The organism is Sphingopyxis sp. 22461 (assembly GCF_052044915.1).
Taxonomy (GTDB): domain Bacteria; phylum Pseudomonadota; class Alphaproteobacteria; order Sphingomonadales; family Sphingomonadaceae; genus Sphingopyxis.
The window spans coordinates 240,643-258,446 of record NZ_JBQENY010000009.1; the positions used below are offsets into that span (position 1 = coordinate 240,643).

At 64.7% G+C, this 17,804-nt stretch carries 18 protein-coding genes; 13 read left to right on the forward strand and 5 right to left on the reverse strand.

The genetic code is table 11. The features are described 5' to 3' along the window. Positions 1-119: 119 nt before the first annotated feature. Complete coding sequence (locus ACTJI5_RS16510; RefSeq protein WP_310252782.1) at positions 120-1,031, forward strand: DMT family transporter; 912 nt, start codon at positions 120-122, stop codon at positions 1,029-1,031. Here ACTJI5_RS16510 and ACTJI5_RS16515 read toward each other — a convergent pair. After that, entirely contained in the window at positions 1,028-1,930 is a 903-nt protein-coding gene (locus ACTJI5_RS16515; protein ID WP_310252780.1) for a hydroxymethylglutaryl-CoA lyase, read from the reverse strand. The genes ACTJI5_RS16510 and ACTJI5_RS16515 overlap by 4 nt on opposite strands. Positions 1,931-2,048: 118 nt before the next feature. Between ACTJI5_RS16515 and ACTJI5_RS16520 the strand changes: the two genes are divergently transcribed. Beyond that, positions 2,049-3,212: a CaiB/BaiF CoA transferase family protein gene (locus ACTJI5_RS16520; RefSeq protein ID WP_440861077.1), complete on the forward strand. Its 1,164-nt coding sequence runs from the start codon at positions 2,049-2,051 to the stop codon at positions 3,210-3,212. Positions 3,213-3,216: 4 nt separating this feature from the next. After that, on the forward strand, positions 3,217-3,921 hold the full coding sequence (locus ACTJI5_RS16525; RefSeq protein ID WP_440861078.1) for a glutathione S-transferase family protein: 705 nt from the start codon (positions 3,217-3,219) through the stop codon (positions 3,919-3,921). Between the two features lie 181 nt (positions 3,922-4,102). Here the strand turns inward: ACTJI5_RS16525 and ACTJI5_RS16530 are convergent, their stop codons facing one another. Continuing rightward, positions 4,103-4,828 (reverse strand): glutathione binding-like protein, encoded by a 726-nt coding sequence (locus ACTJI5_RS16530; protein ID WP_440861079.1) that lies wholly within the window; start codon positions 4,826-4,828, stop codon positions 4,103-4,105. 1 nt (position 4,829) lies between these two features. Then, on the reverse strand, positions 4,830-5,336 hold the full coding sequence (locus ACTJI5_RS16535) for a DUF3237 domain-containing protein (RefSeq protein WP_440861080.1): 507 nt from the start codon (positions 5,334-5,336) through the stop codon (positions 4,830-4,832). 122 nt (positions 5,337-5,458) lie between these two features. On the opposite strand from ACTJI5_RS16535, the gene ACTJI5_RS16540 reads away from it, so the two are divergent. Next, on the forward strand, positions 5,459-7,723 hold the full coding sequence (locus ACTJI5_RS16540) for a TonB-dependent receptor (protein ID WP_440861081.1): 2,265 nt from the start codon (positions 5,459-5,461) through the stop codon (positions 7,721-7,723). Between the two features lie 100 nt (positions 7,724-7,823). Next, on the forward strand, positions 7,824-8,534 hold the full coding sequence (locus ACTJI5_RS16545; protein ID WP_440861082.1) for a glutathione binding-like protein: 711 nt from the start codon (positions 7,824-7,826) through the stop codon (positions 8,532-8,534). Between the two features lie 49 nt (positions 8,535-8,583). On the opposite strand, the gene ACTJI5_RS16550 is transcribed toward ACTJI5_RS16545, so the two are convergent. Continuing rightward, the gene (locus tag ACTJI5_RS16550; RefSeq protein WP_440861083.1) at positions 8,584-9,351 is read right to left on the reverse strand and encodes an SDR family NAD(P)-dependent oxidoreductase; all 768 of its coding nucleotides are present in this window, start codon (positions 9,349-9,351) and stop codon (positions 8,584-8,586) included. Between the two features lie 108 nt (positions 9,352-9,459). Here ACTJI5_RS16550 and ACTJI5_RS16555 point away from each other — a divergent pair, with 108 nt between their 5' ends. From ACTJI5_RS16555 to ACTJI5_RS16585, 7 genes are read left to right on the forward strand one after another with little or no spacing between them, the layout of a single operon-like run. After that, the gene (locus ACTJI5_RS16555; RefSeq protein WP_440861084.1) at positions 9,460-10,755 is read left to right on the forward strand and encodes a spinster family MFS transporter; all 1,296 of its coding nucleotides are present in this window, start codon (positions 9,460-9,462) and stop codon (positions 10,753-10,755) included. Next, complete coding sequence (locus ACTJI5_RS16560) at positions 10,752-11,639, forward strand: SDR family NAD(P)-dependent oxidoreductase (protein WP_440861085.1); 888 nt, start codon at positions 10,752-10,754, stop codon at positions 11,637-11,639. The genes ACTJI5_RS16555 and ACTJI5_RS16560 overlap by 4 nt, the downstream gene beginning before the upstream one ends. Before the next feature lie 10 nt (positions 11,640-11,649). Next, positions 11,650-12,045: a nuclear transport factor 2 family protein gene (locus ACTJI5_RS16565; RefSeq protein ID WP_058539420.1), complete on the forward strand. Its 396-nt coding sequence runs from the start codon at positions 11,650-11,652 to the stop codon at positions 12,043-12,045. Positions 12,046-12,056: 11 nt separating this feature from the next. Next, positions 12,057-12,704 carry a carboxymuconolactone decarboxylase family protein gene (locus ACTJI5_RS16570; protein WP_439512160.1) on the forward strand — a complete coding sequence of 216 codons (648 nt, stop codon included), beginning with the start codon at positions 12,057-12,059 and terminating at the stop codon, positions 12,702-12,704. Beyond that, a complete protein-coding gene (locus tag ACTJI5_RS16575; protein ID WP_440861086.1) occupies positions 12,701-13,537 on the forward strand; it encodes an SMP-30/gluconolactonase/LRE family protein in 837 nt (278 codons plus the stop codon). The genes ACTJI5_RS16570 and ACTJI5_RS16575 overlap by 4 nt, the downstream gene beginning before the upstream one ends. A gap of 58 nt (positions 13,538-13,595) precedes the next feature. Continuing rightward, the gene (locus ACTJI5_RS16580) at positions 13,596-14,213 is read left to right on the forward strand and encodes a glutathione S-transferase family protein (protein WP_440861087.1); all 618 of its coding nucleotides are present in this window, start codon (positions 13,596-13,598) and stop codon (positions 14,211-14,213) included. Between the two features lie 18 nt (positions 14,214-14,231). After that, the gene (locus tag ACTJI5_RS16585) at positions 14,232-14,825 is read left to right on the forward strand and encodes a VOC family protein (protein WP_440861088.1); all 594 of its coding nucleotides are present in this window, start codon (positions 14,232-14,234) and stop codon (positions 14,823-14,825) included. A 243-nt stretch (positions 14,826-15,068) separates the two neighbouring features. Here the strand turns inward: ACTJI5_RS16585 and ACTJI5_RS16590 are convergent, their stop codons facing one another. After that, positions 15,069-16,634, reverse strand: coding sequence for a long-chain-fatty-acid--CoA ligase (locus ACTJI5_RS16590; protein ID WP_440861089.1), 1,566 nt, complete (start codon positions 16,632-16,634; stop codon positions 15,069-15,071). A 79-nt stretch (positions 16,635-16,713) separates the two neighbouring features. Here ACTJI5_RS16590 and ACTJI5_RS16595 point away from each other — a divergent pair, with 79 nt between their 5' ends. Continuing rightward, positions 16,714-17,772 (forward strand): 5-methyltetrahydropteroyltriglutamate--homocysteine methyltransferase, encoded by a 1,059-nt coding sequence (locus ACTJI5_RS16595; RefSeq protein WP_440861090.1) that lies wholly within the window; start codon positions 16,714-16,716, stop codon positions 17,770-17,772. The last annotated feature ends 32 nt before the right edge of the window (positions 17,773-17,804 follow it).

The following is a 17,804-nucleotide window of genomic DNA, read 5'->3' on the forward strand; positions in this document are numbered from 1 at the left end:
CGTAACAGGTCGGGGGCAGCGATCGGCGCACGCCATATACTTAGTAATAAAACTATTGCATGGGGCCGCATGCACAGTGCGATACGAGTCGAAGATCAAATGCACGGGCAGCGGGCGGGATGAACCCGATCTGGCTTCCCGCCTCGCTGTTTGGCGGCCTCTTCCAGGCGTGGCGCACCGCGCTCCAGCAGCGGCTTCGCGCCGAGCTCAGCGTCAGCGGCGCGGGGTTGGTTCGCTATCTGTACGGCCTGCCCTTCGCACTCGTTTTCGCCGCGATCTGGCTGACGATCCAGCATGATGCGATCCCGGCGTTCGGCACCGCTTTCGGCGGTTTCGCGGTCGCCGGGGCGGTCACCCAGATGGCGGGGACGATCCTGCTCATCATGGCGTTCGGGCATCGCGGGTTCGTCGTCGGCACCGCCTTTTCAAAAACCGAAGCGGTGCAGGCGGCGCTCGTCACCGCGCTGTTCCTCGGCGAGCGGCTGCCGCTGCTCGCGTGGATCGGGATCGTTGCGGGGGTTGCTGGCGTGCTGGTGCTCGCGCTGGCCGGACGCGGGGTTTCAGGGCGTGAGATATGGCGCGCACTGGGCCAGCCCGCCGCGCTGTGCGGGCTCGGCGCGGGATCGATGTTCGCGCTCGCCGCGATCGCTGTGAAGCTTGCGACCGCCGAGCTCGATGGCGTCGACCTGATCGGTTCGGCACTCGTCACGCTCGTTGTCGTCATGGCAATCCAGACCGGCCTGCACCTCGCGTGGGTTTTGCTGCGCGACCGCGACACCGCGCGCGCAGTTTGCCGCACATGGCGGAACTCGAGCCAGGTCGGGCTGTTGTCGGCGCTCGGTTCGGCCTGCTGGTATATCGGCTTCGCGGCGGCGCCGGCGGCACTGGTGCGCATCGTCGGACAGGTCGAGGTCGTCTTCACGATCGGCTTCGCGCATTTCTACCTGCGCGAGCCGGTGCGCTGGCACGAGATCGTCGGGCTGCTGCTCGTCGTCGCCGGCGTGATGATGGCGCTGCTCGCGACCTTCTAGGGAAAGGCGGGCGCCTTGCTGACCATCGCCGGGAGCGGACGGCCCATCACGCCGGTGAGCCACCCGGCCGCCTCGACGACCCGCGGCAGCGTCACGCCCGTCCCGATGCCACTCTGTTCGAGCATGTAGATCACATCCTCGGTCGCGACATTGCCCGCCGCGCCGGGCGCGAAGGGACAGCCGCCGAGCCCGCCGAGCGACGCATCGACCGTGGCCGCGCCTTCGTTCACCGCCGCCCAGACATTCGCGACGCCGGTGCCGCGCGTGTTGTGGAAATGGACGCGCACGGGCAGGTCGCCGACCGCCTCGCGCACGCGGCCCACCATCTCGGAAACCTGCGCGGGCACGCCGACGCCGATCGTATCGGCGAGCGCTATTTCGCGTGGGGAAGCATCGGCGGCGCGCTTCGCCATTTCGACGACGCGATCGATCGCGACCTTGCCCTCGAACGGGCAGCCGAAGGCGGTCGCGATCGTGATCTGGCCGCTGCGCCCCGCCGCTTTCGCCAGCGCGACGATCTCCATCGCGGCGGCGAGCGATTCGTCCGAACTCTGCCCCTGATTGCGGATGCCGAAACTGTCGCTCGTCACGCACACCGCGCCGAGTTCGTCGATCCGCCCGGTCGCCAGCGCGCGCTCGGCGCCGCGGCGGTTGAGCACGAGGCCGATATAGGTCACATCGTCGCGGTCGGGCAGCATCGCCACCAGCTCCTCGGCGTCGGCGAGCTGCGGCACTTTCTTCGGATTGACGAAGCTCGTCACCTCGATACGGCGGACGCCATAGTCGATCGCGCGGCGGATCAGTTCGAGCTTGTCGGCGGTCGACACCACGGCCGCCTCGTTCTGCAGCCCGTCACGCGGGCCGACCTCGACCAGTTCCACGGCATGATATTTCAACATCTTGCGTCCCGATTATCCCGAGTCATTTAGCAGGTTGAAAATTACATAGCATTCTAAGTATACAAAGGCCATGGGCGAGGCAGGTCGTCTTACCAGAGTCGGCCGCGAAAGGAACGATATGAGCGAGACGGGCAGCGGGGGCGCGCTGGAAGGCATCAGGGTCGTCGAGATGGGGCAGCTCATCGCCGGTCCCTTCTGCGGCCAGCTTCTCGGCGACATGGGCGCCGAGATCGTCAAGCTCGAACCGCCGGAGACCGGCGACCAGATGCGCAACTGGGGCCAGGGCGACAAACCGAGCTGGTGGCGCGTGATCGCGCGCAACAAATATTCGGTCGCGGTCGATCTGCGCAGCGAAGAAGGTCAGAAGCTCGCACGCGAACTGATCGCCAAGGCGGACATATTGATCGAGAATTTCCGTCCGGGCACGCTCGAAAAATGGAATCTCGACCCCGCCGAGCTGCGCAAGACGAACCCCGGGCTGATCGTCGTGCGCGTGTCGGGTTACGGCCAGACCGGCCCCTATTCGTCGCGCGCCGGTTTCGGCGGCATCGGCGAGGCGATGGGCGGGTGGCGCGGCATCGTCGGCTTTCCCGACCTGCCGCCTGCACGCATGGGGGTCTCGATCGGCGACACGCTCGCCGCCACTTACGGTTGCATGGGCGCGCTCGCCGCCCTCCACCACCGCAGCAAGACGGGCGAAGGCCAGATCGTCGATTCGGCGCTCTATGAAGCGGTGCTGCAGGTGATGGAATCGACCGTGTCCGACTATTCGGCGAGCGGCACCAAGCGCCGCCGCACCGGGTCGACGCTGCCCGCGATCGCGCCGTCGAACGTCTATCCGTGCAAGGATGGCGAATATCTGATCGGCGCCAATCAGGACGGCGTCTTCGCCCGCCTCGCCACCGCAATGGGGCAACCCGAACTCGCGAGCGACGCGCGTTATGCGACGCACCGCGCGCGCGGGGTGCGACAGGAGGAACTCGACGCGCTGATCGGCGAATGGACGAGCACGCTGACGATCGCCGAACTCGAAGCGAAGATGGTCGAAGCGGGGGTTCCCGCGGGTCGCGTCTTCGATGCCGAGGACATGATGGCTGACCCGCATTTCGCCGCGCGCGATGCGCTGGTGACGGTCGCCGACGACGAGTTCGGCGAGGTCACGATGCAGGGGGTGTTTCCCAAATTGTCAGCGACGCCGGGCAGCGTTCGCCGCCCTGCCCCGCTGACGGTCGGACAGGATAGCGCCGACGTACTGAAACGCTGGCTTGGACGGGAGGCCTGACGCGATGATCACCCTATATGGCGGCCCCACCCCCAACGCGCGCAAGATCGCGATTGCGCTCTTGGAAATGAGGCTCGAATGGCGGCTCGACTATATCGACATCCTCGCGGGCGATCAGCTGACGCCCGAGTTCCTCGCGCTCAATCCGAACAACAAGACCCCGGTGATCGTCGATGACGAAGGGCCCGGCGGCGCGCGGTTTGTGTTGTGGGAAACCGGCGCGATCCTGCTCTATCTCGCCGAAAAGACCGGGCGTTTCATGCCGACCGACCCGGCGGGGCGCGCGATCTGCTGGCAATGGCTGATGTTCCAGGTGTCGGGGGTCGGCCCGATGTTCGGGCAGGAAGCGCATTTCACGCACTACGCCAGGGATCGACACGAATATGCCATCGCGCGCTACAGCCGCGAGGTCGACCGGCTGATGATGGTGATCGACAAGCGTCTCGGCGAGACCGAGTGGCTCGCGGGCGAGGATTATACGATCGCCGATATGGCAACGCTACCCTATCTGCGCCGTCAGCTGATCGAAAAAGCCGGGCGTTTTCCGAACGTCGACCGCTGGGGCGCCGCGATGCTCGAACGCCCCGCGGTCGCCGAGGGGATGACGGTCGGCGTCGCGCGTGCCGAGACGATCGAGGGCGGGCTGACGGGCTTCACCGACGAGCACCGTGCGATCCTGTGGGGCGACCGCCAGCACGCCAAGCGCTGAAGCGGACTGCCCGCTTGGGGTGGGAAGTTGCCATCCCATTTTCGTCATCCCCGCGAAAGCGGGGACCCAGAGCGTCCGTCGGCTGGCCTAGCCCTGGGTCCCCGCTTTCGCGGGGATGACGAAGTAAGAGGTGGAGCGGCAACTAGCGGTCGAAAGCAGACACTTGGCCGATCCCTCGACTTCAATCCCCCTTCACCGCCGAATGGTTCGCGTCGCCGAACATGTTCGACCATTCCTTGTCGTCGAGCTTTTGGTGGCGGCCGACATATTTGGCCGGCGCTTTCAGATCCTCGCGCGCCATCGCACGCGCCACCGCCGGGCGTTCGCGGATCCGTTCGAACCAGCCATGCATCGCGGGCCATTCGTCGAGGTCCATGCCCATGACAAAAGCCGACGCGCGACCCGGCCAGATCGCCATGTCGGCGATCGTATAATCGTCACCCGCGACATAGGCGCTTTTCTCCAGCCGCTTTTCGAGCACGGTGAGGAGGCGCTTCACTTCCTTTGTGTAGCGTTCGACCGCATAGTCCTGCCCCGCGGGCGCATAGCGCAGGAAATGACTCGCCTGCCCGCCGATCGGTCCGAGGCCCGCGACCTGCCAGGTCAGCCATGACAGGGTTGCCGCGCGCGCCGCGCCCGACGCGGGCAGGAAGCGCCCGCTCTTCTCGGCGAGATATTGCAGGATCGCGCCCGACTCGAACACGGTGATCGGGTCGCCTCCGCCTGCCGGATCCTGATCGACGATCGCGGGCAATTTGTGGTTCGGGTTGATGCGCCCGAACTCGGCGGTCAGCTGGTCGCCGTCGAAAATGTCATAGGGAATGACGCGGTAGGGTTCGCCGATTTCCTCGAGCATGATCGCGATCTTCTGCCCGTTCGGGGTCGCCGAATAATGGAGGTCGATCATTTCAGAGTATCTCGTAGATGACATGGCGCACCCCGAAATCGGTGCGTTCGCCGACGCCGACCGCGAGCACGCCGTTCAGCCAGCCATATTTGGCGCGCGCGGTTTCGAACACCGGCGCGATTCGCAGATAGTATCGCGACGGGTCGGCGTCGGGGACGGCGGGATCGATGAAGGTCGCGCGCACATCGTCGGGAATGATGTTGCGCCCCGTGTAGCTGAGGTAAATGAGCTCACCGTCATCGGTCTGCCACACCGCGCGGGCATCGAAGGTACCGACCGAAGCATCGTCGCCAAGCCGCCCGCTGCGCGACCAGTTCCCGCCGCCGGGTAAAACTATACCATTGATACGCGGACCGAAAAATCGGCCGCCGCTGATATAGCCGAGCCGTTGGTCGCCGAACGGCGACGCGCCGATGCCGATGATCCCGCCCCCCACCTCGAACTCGACGGTGCACAGATGGCGCGTAGCGAGTGCGATCGGGGCGGTCTGCGTATTTTCTTCGTTCATAATGCGAATCCTCTTCCTGCCTATGGACAAGCATAAAACCATTAGTATACTAAGGGTCAATCAGATTGACGGATCGGAAGGCTTTCCGGGACCGCGACGATAAGCTCTATGGGAGGGTGAAGATGAAGGCGCATAACCAGTTCCTGCTGTCCGGCGTGGCGGCGATCGCGATGCTAGCCAATGCCGCACCGGCGATGGCGCAGGCAGCCCCCGCCGACACGGCGGACGTCGACGACAGCAATGCAAACGAAATCATCGTCACCGCCCAAAAGCGCGAACAGAATCTGCAAAACGTGCCGATTTCGATGGAAGTCGTCAGCGGCGCCAAGCTCGCCGAGTTCAACACCAGCGATATCAAGGCGGTGATGAACTACACGCCGAACGTCTTCGTTCAGTCGACCGCGGGCAACGACGTCATCTATATCCGCGGCTTCGGTTCGCCGCCGGCGAACTTCGCGTTCGACCAATCGGTCTCGCTCTATGTCGACGGCATCTATGCCGGCCGCAACCGGCAGGCGCAGGCGCCCTTCTTCGACCTCGCGCGCGTCGAGGTGCTGCGCGGGCCGCAGGGCGCCTTGTTCGGCAAGAACACCGCCGCGGGTGCGGTCAGCGTCGTGTCGGCGGGTCCGACGAAGGATTTCGAAGGCGCAATCACCGGCCTTTACAACTTCGACCACAAGGGCACCGATTTCTCGGGCTATCTGTCGGGGCCGATCAGCGACACGCTCGGCGCGCGCTTCGCGTACAAGATCGTCAACCAGGACGGCTATATCTATAACCGCGCGACCGATCACGACGATCCCGAAATCAAGTCGCAGCTGCTGCGCCTGACCGTGAAGTGGGAACCGTCGAACAATTTCGATTACACCGCGAAGGTCGAGTACGGAAACCGCGAAGTCATCGGCGGCATCACCGTGTCGAGCCCCCTGACCAGCGGCCAGGATCCGCAGACCACGCGTTACCTCGATCGCTCGGCACTCGGCGACGAGGGGAACAACAACAAGTCGGTGATGATCTCGGGCGTCGGCAACCTCGCGCTCGGCGACTTCACGCTGACTTCGGTCACCGGCTACAGCTGGTTCAAGTCAAAGATCGTCAACGGCTTCGACCAGACGATCCCGAACAGCGGCGGCGCCATTGTTCCCAATTCGGTGTACAATGCCTTCCCCGAACGCTTCGACCAGATTTCGCAGGAAATCCGCATCCTGTCGCCGACGGGCAAGACCTTCGAATTCATCGCGGGCGCCTATTACGACAAGTCCGATTACACGCTGGAGCAATTTCAGGGCTTCAACATCGCGGCGCTCAACTATTTCGGCCGCATCGACAGCCTCTTCCGGCAGAAAGCCGAATCCTGGTCGGTCTTTGGCCAGGCGACATTTAACATCAGCGATGCGTTCCGCGCGATCGGCAGCCTGCGTTACAGCCACACCAAGAAGGACGGCGATTTCGCCTCGCGGCTCGTCTATGGCCCCTTCGCGCTGCGCCCGATCTCGAGCGCCACGGGTTCGATCAGCGAAGGCAATGTCGACCCGTCGGTGACGCTGCAATATGATATTGCGCCGCGCATCATGGTCTACGGCACCTGGGGCCGCGGTTCGAAGTCGGGCGGCTTCGTGTCGAATACGCTCGGTACGACGAGCGCGACCTTCACCTTCGAGCCCGAACAGTCGGAGAATTTCGAGGCGGGCATCAAGTCGACACTGTTCGACGGCAAGGTCGTCGCTAACCTCTCGGCCTATCACACCAAGTTCAAGGACCTTCAGGTTTCGGTGTATCAGCCCGCAATCTCGAGCTATCTGACCGGCAATGCCGCCGCGGCAACGTCGAAGGGCCTCGAAGGATCGCTCAGCATCTTTCCGACCCCCAATTTCGACATCAGCGCGTCGGCCGCCTATTCCGATATCAAATATGACAACTATCCCGGCGCGGCTTGCCTCGCCAGCCAGCCGTTGTCGGTTTGCAATCCCGCACAGACCGATCGGACGCAACCGAACCACGTCGCGAACAATAACCTGGCCGGTTACCCTGTTGCCTATTCGTCGAAATATACGGGAAGCGTGACGGCACACGCGCGGTTCGACCTGTCGAGCGATCTGAAGTTCGATGTCACCGGCGTCGCGTCGGCGCGGTCGAAATATTTCAACTCGGACAACCAGAGCCCGATCTTCGGCGTCCAGAACGGCTATGTGAAGCTCGACCTTCGCGTCCAGCTCGCCGACCAGGACGACCGCTGGCACGTCGCGCTCGTCGGCAAGAATCTGACCAACGAAAAGACGGTCGGCAGCGCATTCAACCTGCCGTCACCGATCACCGCGGCGCCGCGCGCGATCCTCTATCTCGAACCCACGCGCAACATTTCGGTCGAGGCCGGGATCAAGTTCTAGGTTCGAATATGATGTCCCAGGGATCGGCCGCGATCGAAGCTTTCCTCGACAGGGAAGCGGCGATCGCGGTCGTGACCTGTGTGAAGGGGTGAACCGCGCGATGATCGACGTCTATTTCACGCCCACGCCGAACGGCCATAAAGTGTCGATCATGCTCGAAGAGGTCGGGCTGCCGCACCAACTGCTCGCGATGAACATGCTCGAGGGTGATCATCTCACCCCCGAATATCGGCGCATCAATCCCAACGGCCGCCTGCCCGCGATCGTCGACCACGAGCCCATCGGCGGCGGGGCGCCTTTGCCGGTGTTCGAGAGCGGCGCGATCCTGCTGTATCTCGCCGAAAAGAGCGGGCAATTGCTTCCCGAAAGCCCGCGCCGCCGATCGCAGGCGCAGCAATGGTTGATGTGGCAAATGGCAAGCTTCGGCCCGATGCAGGGACAGGCGCATCATTTCATCCGCTATGCGCCCGAAGGACAGACCTATCCGGTCGAACGCTATCGCAACGAAACGCTGCGCCTGCTCCACGTCCTCAACGGCCGGCTGAGCGAGGCCGACTATCTCGCCGAGGAATATTCGATCGCCGACATTGCCGCCTGGCCGTGGACGCGCGCGATCCGGGCGATCGGGCTGACGCTCGACGATTATCCCGCGGTCGCCGACTGGTTCGCCCGCATCGGCGAGCGGCCCGCGGTCATCGCGGGGACCGACGTCAAGAATGCCGCGAACCTGTCGAGCGCGCGCCCGGTGCTGACCGAGGAACAGTGGTCGAATTTGTTTGGGAAGAATATGCTGGAAGCGCCGGCGCGCTAGTCATCTCAAATTTCGTCATTCCCGCTTTCGCGGGAATGACGAAGGGTGGTTATACGGTGTCGGCATGCCCCCACTGATATTCGACCTTGCCGCCGAGCCGCCGCACCGCGACCCAATCACCGCCGGCAAGGCTGTCGTCCTTGATCAGCGCCATGACGCCGCCCGCGATATCCTCGGGCCGGCACGCCTCGTTATTCGCGAGCACCGCCTTCATCCATTCGGACTTGCCGCCCGCCCCCGTAGTGTCGAGGATCGGCGTATCGACCAGCCCCGGCAACATGCCCGCGACGCGGACATTGCATTCGTCCTTCAACGGCGCGCAGCAGCGCGTGAACATCATCACCGCCGCCTTGGTCGTCGCATACATCGCGTCATAGAATCCGGTGCCAAGCGCCACCGTCGACACGGTGTTGACGATCACCCCGCCGCCGCGCTGGCGCATCGCCTGCACCGCAATCTGCGTCGCCGCGACGAGCGAGGTGATGTTGACGTCGATGATCCAGCGGATGCGCGCGGCATCGACGTCGGGAAATTGCGGCAGGCCCGATACCACCCCGGCATTGTTGTGCAGAATGTCGACGTCGCCATGCGCACGGAACCAGGCTTCGGTCGCGGGAATGTCCGACAGGTCGAGTGCGTGGGTGCTCGCCCGCGCCCCCGCCGCCTCGACCAGCCGCGCGGTCTCGGCGAGCCCCGCTTCGTTGACATCGACCAGCGCGATCTCCGCCGCGCCGCGGCTGGCCAGCATCACCGCGGTCGCGCGGCCGATTCCGCCCGCCGAGCCCGTCACAATGGCGGTTTTGCCGTTGATATCCATCTCTTCTCTCCCGTCGATCTTGTCGTTACCGTAAAGCACGTTGACAGATAAACTTAAATACCTAAGTATTTTTGGAACGAGAAGACTCGTGCGTTTTTGGAGAGTGTGATGACAGAGGCGACTGCCCTCGATGGAGGCGCCATAGCGCCCGACCGCGGCCTTGCCGTGCGCCGCAACGTCGCGCTAGCCATGCTGTTCGTGGTCGGCACGATCAACTTCGTCGACCGGCAGCTTCTGTCGGTGCTCGTCGAACCGATCCGCGCCGAAATGGATTTCAGCGACACGCAGTTCGGTCTGCTCACCGGCCTTGCCTTCGCGCTCTTCTATGCCGCGATGGGGGTGCCCGTCGCGATGATCGCCGACCGCTGGAACCGCGTGAAGCTGATCGGCATTGCGTGCGTCGTGTGGAGCGGGTTCACCGCCGCGTGCGGCTTTGCATCGAATTTCTGGCAGCTCGCACTGATGCGCTTCGGCGTCGGTGCGGGCGAAGCGGGCGGCACCGCGCCGTCGCTGTCGGTCATCGCCGACTATTATCCGCCGGCGCAGCGCCCGCTCGCGATCGGTATCTTTACGCTCAACGGCCCGTTCGGCGTCTTTGTGGGCGCGACCTTCGGTGCCTGGGCTGCCGCGAACATCGGATGGCGCAACGCCTTCATCCTGATCGGCATCGTCGGCGTCATTGTCGCGCCGATCCTGATCTGGCTTGTCCGCGAACCCGCGCGCGGACAGATGGACGTGCAAAAGGCGGCCGACGAAGCCCTGCCTTTTTCGCAGAGCCTTGCGATGTTCTGGCGCCGCCCGTCGCTCCGTATGGTGATGATCGGGAGCGGCCTCGCCGCCTTTACCAGCTATGGCATGCTCAACTGGATTCCGGCCTTCCTGATGCGGACGCAGAAAATGCCGCTCGATGCCATGGCGACCTATTTCGGCCCGGCGGCGGGCATCACCTTCGGCATCGGCATCCTCGGTGGCGGCTGGCTGGTCAGTCACCGCGCGAAGGTGTCCGCGCGCGCCTATGGCACCATTCCGGCGCGCGCGACCGCCGTGTTGATCCCGACCTTCATTGCCGCGCTGCTCGTCGACAGCTGGCAGCTCTCGCTCGCGCTGATGCTGATCCCGATGGCGGCGTGCACCGCCTATGTCGCGCCCGCGCTCGCGCTGGTGCAGAATCTCACGCCGCCGCGCAGCCGCGCGACCGCCGCCGCGGTGCTGATGCTGATGTTCAACATCATCGGCCTCGGGCTCGGTCCGCTGTTCGCCGGGATCGTCAGCGATAGCCTGAAACCCGATTTTGGCGACGGCAGCCTCAGATGGGCGTTGATGGCGCTGATGCCCTTCGCCGCCGCGGCGGGGATCGCGCAGTTCCGCATGACGCGTTATCTCGAGAAGGATTTCGCCGAATGACCGATGTCGCGGGGAAGACCGCCTTCATCACCGGCGGCGCGAGCGGAATTGGGCTTGCCACCGCCAGGGCGCTGGCGGCCAAAGGCGCGCCGGTCATCCTCGCCGATATCGACGGCGCGGGCGCCGATGGTGCGGCCGAAACCCTGCGCGCCGAAGGCGCGAACGCCCTCGGCCTCCAGCTCGACGTCACCAGCGAGGACAGCTGGGCGGCCGCGGGCGAACAGGCGCGTGAATTCGGCCCGGTGCGCATCCTGTTCAGCAACGCCGGGGTCGGCGGCGGATCGGGGCCGTTCGAGCAATATGACACCGACGTCTGGCGCTGGAACTATGCGGTCAACGCGCACGCGCATCTTTATGCTTGCCGCACCTTCCTCGGCGACATGAAGGCGTCGGGTGAGCCGAGCCACCTCATCCTCACCGCATCGATGGTCGCGATCGTGCCGCCGCCGATCTCGGTTGCGTACATCAGCTCCAAATATGCCACGCTCGGCATCGCGATGGCGCTGCGCAACGAACTCGCCGAAACCTGCGTCGATATCTCGGTGTTGATGCCCGGCATGTCGGCGACGCGGATTGTCGAGACGACGCGCGACCTGCGCCCCGTCGAGGTCGAGGTCGGCAAGGCTGCGGCGACGAGCCAGGCGATGCAGGGCGTGCTCGCGGGCGGCATGTCGCCCGAAAAGATCGGCGCGCGCGTCGTCGACGCGATCGAAGCCGGCGACTATTGGATCTTCACCCACCCCGAATGGAAGGCGATGGCCGAGCTGGTGACGCAGGATATGCTGGCGTCCTTCGGCTCCTCGGCCGATCCGGCGTACCGGGGTGACGATATCGACGGGCTGATCGCCGCAAACGGCGGCCGCATGTTCGGCGCCAAAGCATAAGGAGAGAGACATGGCCGAAGAGAACGATATTCGCGCAATGGCGCAGCGCTTTTTCGACGCGATCGAGGCGGGCGACATCGAGACGATGCAGAACAGCTTCACGCCTGACGCCGAAATCTGGCACAACACCGACGAGCTGATCGTCACCCCGGCGCAGACCGCGCAGACACTGACCGGCATGGTCGCACGGATCAAGGACCGCGAATATGCCGAGCGCCGGCTGACCACCTTCCCCGGCGGCTTCGTCCAGCAGCATGTGCTGAAGGGCAAGCGCGTCCACGACGATGGCGCGGTCCGCCTGCCCTGCGCGATCATCTGCCAGGTCGAGGGTGGCAAGATCACGCGCCTCGACGAATATTTCGACAGCGCGCATGTTGTCGAATTCCGCAAATTCGCGAACGCCTGAGGAGACTCCCCATGCCCGTCCTGCGTCAGGTTCCCCGGTCGGAAGTCACCGACGAGACCGTCCTCGCCTATTACAACCGCCTGTTCGGCGAGCGCGACCCTGTTGCCGAGCCCGGCACCGCGACCGGCACGCCCGGCGACTGGTGGACGGTCTTCGCGCTGTCGCCCGATATCTTCGAACATGCGGTCAAGGGTTTCGCCGTCTATCGCAACCCGGCGCGCACGATCGATCCGGTGCTGCGCGAGCTCGGGCAGACGCGCGCGGGCTGGGTCAAGGGAAGCCAGTTCGTCTTCTCGCAGCATTGCAAGTCGCTCCGCGGTCTTGGCGTCAGCGAGGAGAAGATTGCCGCCATCGCGCACTGGCAGGTTGCCGATTGCTATGACGAGCAGGAGCGCACCGTGCTCGCCTATGCCGACTGCCTTGCACAAGCGAGTGGACGGGTGCCGCTAGAAGTCTTCGACAAGCTCAAGACCTTCTGGAACGACGAGCAGATTTTCGAGTTCACCTACATCACCTGCCTCTATGACATGCATGCGGTGATCACCCGCGCGCTGCGCATGGAATATGACGCGCGCGAGGACCCGATCGTCGAGGTCGCGGCGCCCGAAGGCTTCAACGCCGCCGACTTTCTCAGCGCCCCGCGCCCAGCCAACGGATGAGTGGTTACGGCCCGCCTCAAGTCGTCGCGACCGGGCTGCGCTTTCCCGAAGGCCCGGTGCCGATGGCCGGCGGCTCGGTGCTGCTCGTCGAGATCGCGCGCGGCACGCTGACGCGCGTCCTGCCCGATGGCAGCCTGTCGGTTGTTGCCGAACTTGACGGCGGTCCGAACGGCCTCGCGATCGGGCCCGACGGCGCGGCCTATGTGTGCAACAATGGCGGCTTCGAATGGATCGAGGCGGGCGGCCTGCTGTTCCCCGGTCACGCCGCGCATGCCGAGGCGTGCGGGTCGATCCAGCGCGTCGACCTGACCACCGGCGCAGTGACGACGCTTTACGACAGCTTCGAGGGCGAGCGGCTCAAGGGGCCGAACGATATCGTCTTCGACGAGGAGGGGGGGTTCTGGTTCACCGATCATGGCCAGGTGCGCGACACCGGCCGCGACCATGGCGCGATCTACTACGCCGCCGCCGACGGATCGAAGATCAGCCGCCAACGCGCCGACATGATGGGGCCGAACGGCATCGGCCTCTCCCCCGACGGCAAGACGCTCTACGTCAGCGAGACGATGACCGCGCGTGTCTGGGCGATGGACATCGCGGCGCCCGGCGAACTCGCGCCGCCACCACCGTGGGCACCTGGCCGGTTCGTCGGCACCCCGCCGGCCTTTCGTCTGCTCGACAGCATGGCGATCGAGGAGAGCGGGCGTATCTGCGTCGGCACGATGTCGGGATCACCAATATCGCGTTCGGCGGTGCCGATCGGCGCGATGCTTATATTACGGCGTCGACGACGGGGACGCTGTATCGTGTCCGCTGGCCGCGCCCCGGGTTAACCGTCAACTAAGTTGACGGTTAACCCGCAAGATGATAAAGAGACGGGGAGAGGGTAAGATGAAATTCTATAACAGCGTTGGCCCCAACCCGCGCGTCGTGAAGCTTTTCATGGCTGAAAAGGGTATCGAGATCGCCGAGGTCAGCGTCGACCTGCGCGGCGGCGAGAACCGGCGCGCGCCATATAATGTCGATGTGAACCCCGCCGGACAGACCCCCGCGCTCGAACTCGACGACGGCAGCTTCGTCTGCGAAGTCACCACGATCTGCGAATATCTCGACGAGCGTTTTCCCGAGCCGACGCTGATCGGATCGACGCCCGAAGAGCGCGCCACGACGCGCATGTGGACGCGCCGCGTCGACCTCAAGATTTGCGAGCCGCTGACCAACGGCTTCCGCTTTGCCGAGGGCCTGACCTTGTTCGAGTCGCGGTTGCGCTGCTTGCCCGAGGCTGCGGAGGGATTGAAGGCGACCGCGCAGGACGGGATCGAATGGCTCGACGCCCAGATCGCCGGGCGCGAATTCATCGCGGGCAACGCGCTCAGCCTCGCCGACATCATGCTCTTCGCCTTCCTCGATTTCGGCACGACCGTCGGTCAGCCGATCGACCCTGCCTTCACCAACATCGTGCGCTGGTACGAGCGGATGAAAAGCCGCCCCAGCGTCAACGCAAACTGAACCACAAGGAGACGGATCATGGCTGCATCAAATAGCGAATTCGAATTCTGCGGGGTCAATCACCTCGCGCTCGTATGCAAGGATATGGCAAGAACGGTCGAATTCTACCGCGACACGCTCGGCATGCCGCTGGTCAAGACGCTCGACCTGCCCGGCGGACGCGGCCAGCATTTCTTCTTCGACATAGGCAATGGCGACAGCCTCGCGTTCTTCTGGTTTCCGAACGCACCCGAAGCGGTTCCCGGCATTTCGGCGCCCGAGGCGCTGCCGACACGGGGCAATTTCATGTCGGCGCACGGATCGATGAACCATCTCGCGATCAACGTCCGTGCCGACAAGTTCGACGAATATTACCAGCGGCTGGTCGACAAGGGCGTCGAGGTGACCCCGATCCTGAACCACGACAATTCGCCGACGCAGTCATCGCCCGAGATGAACGACGACGTCTATGTCCGCTCGGTCTATTTCTTCGACCCCGACGGCGTGTGCCTCGAGTTCGCGGCGTGGACCAAGGAATTCGACGAAAGCGACGTCGCGCACGATCCGGTGCAGGCCGACGGCACGAAGCGCGAAGGCTTCATCACCGGCCGCAGCCCGGTGCCCGCCGAATAGACATTCCCAAAAGTACACTGGGAACTCCTCCTGGACCCGGCCTTTTGGCCGGGTTCTTTTTTGCGTGGAGGCTGGCGAGTTGGCGACCAATAGCCGAGCTCTCTTTCATCGTCACCCCGGACTTGATCCGGGGTCCCGCTAGAAGTCGAAGCCAGCCGATGCCTCAAAAAGCGGGATTCCGGATCAAGTCCGGGATGACGAAAGAAGGGGGCGGCAGTTCACCACCCTGAGCCGACATCCCGGCTACCCCACCGCCCTGTCACGCCCTTCCCAATAAGGCGCGCGCAATTCGCGGCGCAGCACCTTGCCCGACGGGTTGCGCGGCAAGGTCTCGATGAACTCGACGCTCTTGGGAATTTTATACGCGGCGATCCGTTCGCGCGCCCAGGCAACGACATCGGCAGGGTCGAGCGTCGCGCCCGCCGCGGGCACGATCAGCGCTTTGACGCTCTCGCCCCATTTGTCGTCCGGCACGCCGATCACCGCGACGTCGGCGACCCCCGGACAGCCCATGATCGCGCTCTCGACCTCGGCCGGATAGACATTCTCGCCGCCCGACACGATCATGTCCTTGATGCGGTCATGGACGTAGTAGAAGCCATCGGCGTCGCGATAGCCGACGTCGCCGGTGTGGAGCCAGCCGCCCGCGAGCGTCTCTTCGGTCGCCGCGGCGCGGTTCCAATATTCCTTCATCACGATGCCGCCACGGATCGCAATCTCGCCGATCTCGCCCTCGCCGAGCTCGCGGCCATCGCCGCCCAGGATCGCCATCGCCGCGCCGGGCCAGGGCTTGCCACACGAGGTGAGCTTGCCGGGCAGGTCGTGCGCGCTCGGCGAAAGATAGGAGCCGCCGCCGGCCGACTCGGTCATGCCGTAAAATTGCACGAAGTCACAGCCGAAGGTCCCGCGCGCGCGGCGCAATACATCCTCGGCAATCGGCGACGCGCCATAGGCGATCGACTTGAGCGCGGGATAGGCGCCGTTGTTCGCGTCGGGCTGGAGCAGCATCATCTGGATCATCGCGGGTGCGAGGAAGGCGTGCGCGACATTTTCCTCGCGCATCATGCGCACCGCGTCGGCCGCCGTGAAATCCTTGACGAGCACAAGCCGCCCGCCCTGCGCGAGCCCCGAAAAGCTGACGTTCGTGCCCGCGACGTGGAACAGCGGCATGACGATCATCACCGTCTCGTCCTCGCCATAAGCAAAGCCGTCGACCTCGGTCGCGGCCTCGAGGAAGGTGCGGTAGTTGGCGTTGGTGAGCACGACACCCTTCGGCAGGCCGGTCGTCCCACTCGTATAGAGCTGGAGCACATCGTCGGTGAGCTCAGGCGGATCGGCGAGCGGGGCGTCGGATGCATCGCCGAGCCAGGCATCAAACGGCTCGAACGCGGGGTGTTCGCCATAAAGCGCGATCAGTTTGGGCGGCGACGCCAGATCGGCAACCGCAGCGAGCGCGCAGTCGAAGAAATCCTCGCCGACGAACAGCAGTTTCGGTGCGGCGTCGCCGAGGATGAAGCCGATCTCGGCCGGCGCGAGGCGGCAGTTGATCGGCGCGAAACAGGCGCGCGCACGCGCGGTGCCAAAGAAGAGCGGATACCAGCTGTCATGGTTCTTGGTCAGCGCCGAGATGCGGTCTCCCGGCGCGATACCCGACGCGATCAACGCATGTCCGACGCGGTTCGAGCGCGCGTCGAGCGCGGCAAAGCTCGTCTCGCGCCCCCCGAATTTCACTGCAGTCGCCTGCCCCCGCGCCCGCGCCTGCGCCGCGGGAATATCCGCCAGCGTCCGGATGGCCTCCAGATCGATCATTTTGCTCTCCCAACCGTCGTTTCGACTTGAATTAGATAGAATACTAAGCAAATGTTTGGCCAGCCCAAAAATGAGAGGAATGGCTTTGTTCGACCACCCCATCCTGCCGACAACGATCGTCGGAAGCTACCCCCAGCCTGACTGGCTGATCGACCGCGAGCGGCTGAAAGCCAGCCTGCCCCCGCGCGTGCGCGCCGAGACGTTGTGGCGCGTCCCCGAACCCTGGCTCGCCGACGCGCAGGAAGCCGCCACCTTGATGGCGATCCGCGATCAGGAAGAGCTCGGCATCGACATCATCGGCGACGGCGAAATGCGCCGCGAAAGCTATTCGAACCGCCTCGCGACCGCGCTCTCGGGGATCGACCGCGAAAAGCATGGTACCGCGGTCGACCGCACCGGCAATGCGAACCCGGTGCCGCTCGTCTCGGGCCCCATCCGCCGCGTCGCGCCGATCGAGGCGCAGGATGCCGCCTTCCTCCGCCGTCATTCGACCAAGCCGGTGAAGCTCACCCTGCCCGGCCCGTTCACGATGACGCAGCAGGCCGAGAACGGCTATTATCCCGACGCGCGCGCGCTCGCGATGGACTATGCCGATGCGGTCAATGCCGAGGTGAAGGATCTGTTCGCAGCGGGCGTCGACGTCGTCCAGCTCGACGAACCCTATCTGCAGGCACGCGCTGCCGAGGCGAACAGCTATGCGATCGAGGCGATCAACCGCGCGCTCGACGGCGTCGGCGGCACGACCGCGCTCCACATCTGCTTCGGCTATGCGATGGTGCATCATGGCGCGGGCGCGACGGGGCCGAAGCCCAAGGCCTATGACTTCCTCGCCGAACTTGAGGCGTCGGCGATCGACGTGATTTCGGTCGAGGCGGCGCAGCCCGGGCTCGATCCCGCGATCCTTGCCGAACTCCCGACCAAGACGATCATGTACGGCGTGCTCGACCTGTCGATCCCCGAGGTCGAAACGCCCGAGGTCGTCGCGGGCCGCATCCGCGAGGCGCTGCGCTATGTCGACGCCGAGCGGCTGTGGATCGCGCCCGATTGCGGGATGAAATACCACAGCCGCGAGCATAGCCAAGCGAAGCTCAAGGCGATGGTGGATGGGACCGCGCTGGTGCGGGCGGAGTTGAAGTAAAACTCGTTCGTCATTCCCGCGAAAGCGGGAAC

Bases quoted from the DNA above. Each gene is read 5' to 3' on its own strand.
- ACTJI5_RS16510 (WP_310252782.1), top strand. From the start codon at position 120: ATGAACCCGATCTGGCTTCCCGCCTCGCTGTTTGGCGGCCTCTTCCAG.
- ACTJI5_RS16515 (WP_310252780.1), bottom strand. From the start codon at position 1,930: ATGTTGAAATATCATGCCGTGGAACTGGTCGAGGTCGGCCCGCGTGAC.
- ACTJI5_RS16520 (WP_440861077.1), top strand. From the start codon at position 2,049: ATGAGCGAGACGGGCAGCGGGGGCGCGCTGGAAGGCATCAGGGTCGTC.
- ACTJI5_RS16525 (WP_440861078.1), top strand. From the start codon at position 3,217: ATGATCACCCTATATGGCGGCCCCACCCCCAACGCGCGCAAGATCGCG.
- ACTJI5_RS16530 (WP_440861079.1), bottom strand. From the start codon at position 4,828: ATGATCGACCTCCATTATTCGGCGACCCCGAACGGGCAGAAGATCGCG.
- ACTJI5_RS16535 (WP_440861080.1), bottom strand. From the start codon at position 5,336: ATGAACGAAGAAAATACGCAGACCGCCCCGATCGCACTCGCTACGCGC.
- ACTJI5_RS16540 (WP_440861081.1), top strand. From the start codon at position 5,459: ATGAAGGCGCATAACCAGTTCCTGCTGTCCGGCGTGGCGGCGATCGCG.
- ACTJI5_RS16545 (WP_440861082.1), top strand. From the start codon at position 7,824: ATGATCGACGTCTATTTCACGCCCACGCCGAACGGCCATAAAGTGTCG.
- ACTJI5_RS16550 (WP_440861083.1), bottom strand. From the start codon at position 9,351: ATGGATATCAACGGCAAAACCGCCATTGTGACGGGCTCGGCGGGCGGA.
- ACTJI5_RS16555 (WP_440861084.1), top strand. From the start codon at position 9,460: ATGACAGAGGCGACTGCCCTCGATGGAGGCGCCATAGCGCCCGACCGC.
- ACTJI5_RS16560 (WP_440861085.1), top strand. From the start codon at position 10,752: ATGACCGATGTCGCGGGGAAGACCGCCTTCATCACCGGCGGCGCGAGC.
- ACTJI5_RS16565 (WP_058539420.1), top strand. From the start codon at position 11,650: ATGGCCGAAGAGAACGATATTCGCGCAATGGCGCAGCGCTTTTTCGAC.
- ACTJI5_RS16570 (WP_439512160.1), top strand. From the start codon at position 12,057: ATGCCCGTCCTGCGTCAGGTTCCCCGGTCGGAAGTCACCGACGAGACC.
- ACTJI5_RS16575 (WP_440861086.1), top strand. From the start codon at position 12,701: ATGAGTGGTTACGGCCCGCCTCAAGTCGTCGCGACCGGGCTGCGCTTT.
- ACTJI5_RS16580 (WP_440861087.1), top strand. From the start codon at position 13,596: ATGAAATTCTATAACAGCGTTGGCCCCAACCCGCGCGTCGTGAAGCTT.
- ACTJI5_RS16585 (WP_440861088.1), top strand. From the start codon at position 14,232: ATGGCTGCATCAAATAGCGAATTCGAATTCTGCGGGGTCAATCACCTC.
- ACTJI5_RS16590 (WP_440861089.1), bottom strand. From the start codon at position 16,634: ATGATCGATCTGGAGGCCATCCGGACGCTGGCGGATATTCCCGCGGCG.
- ACTJI5_RS16595 (WP_440861090.1), top strand. From the start codon at position 16,714: ATGGCTTTGTTCGACCACCCCATCCTGCCGACAACGATCGTCGGAAGC.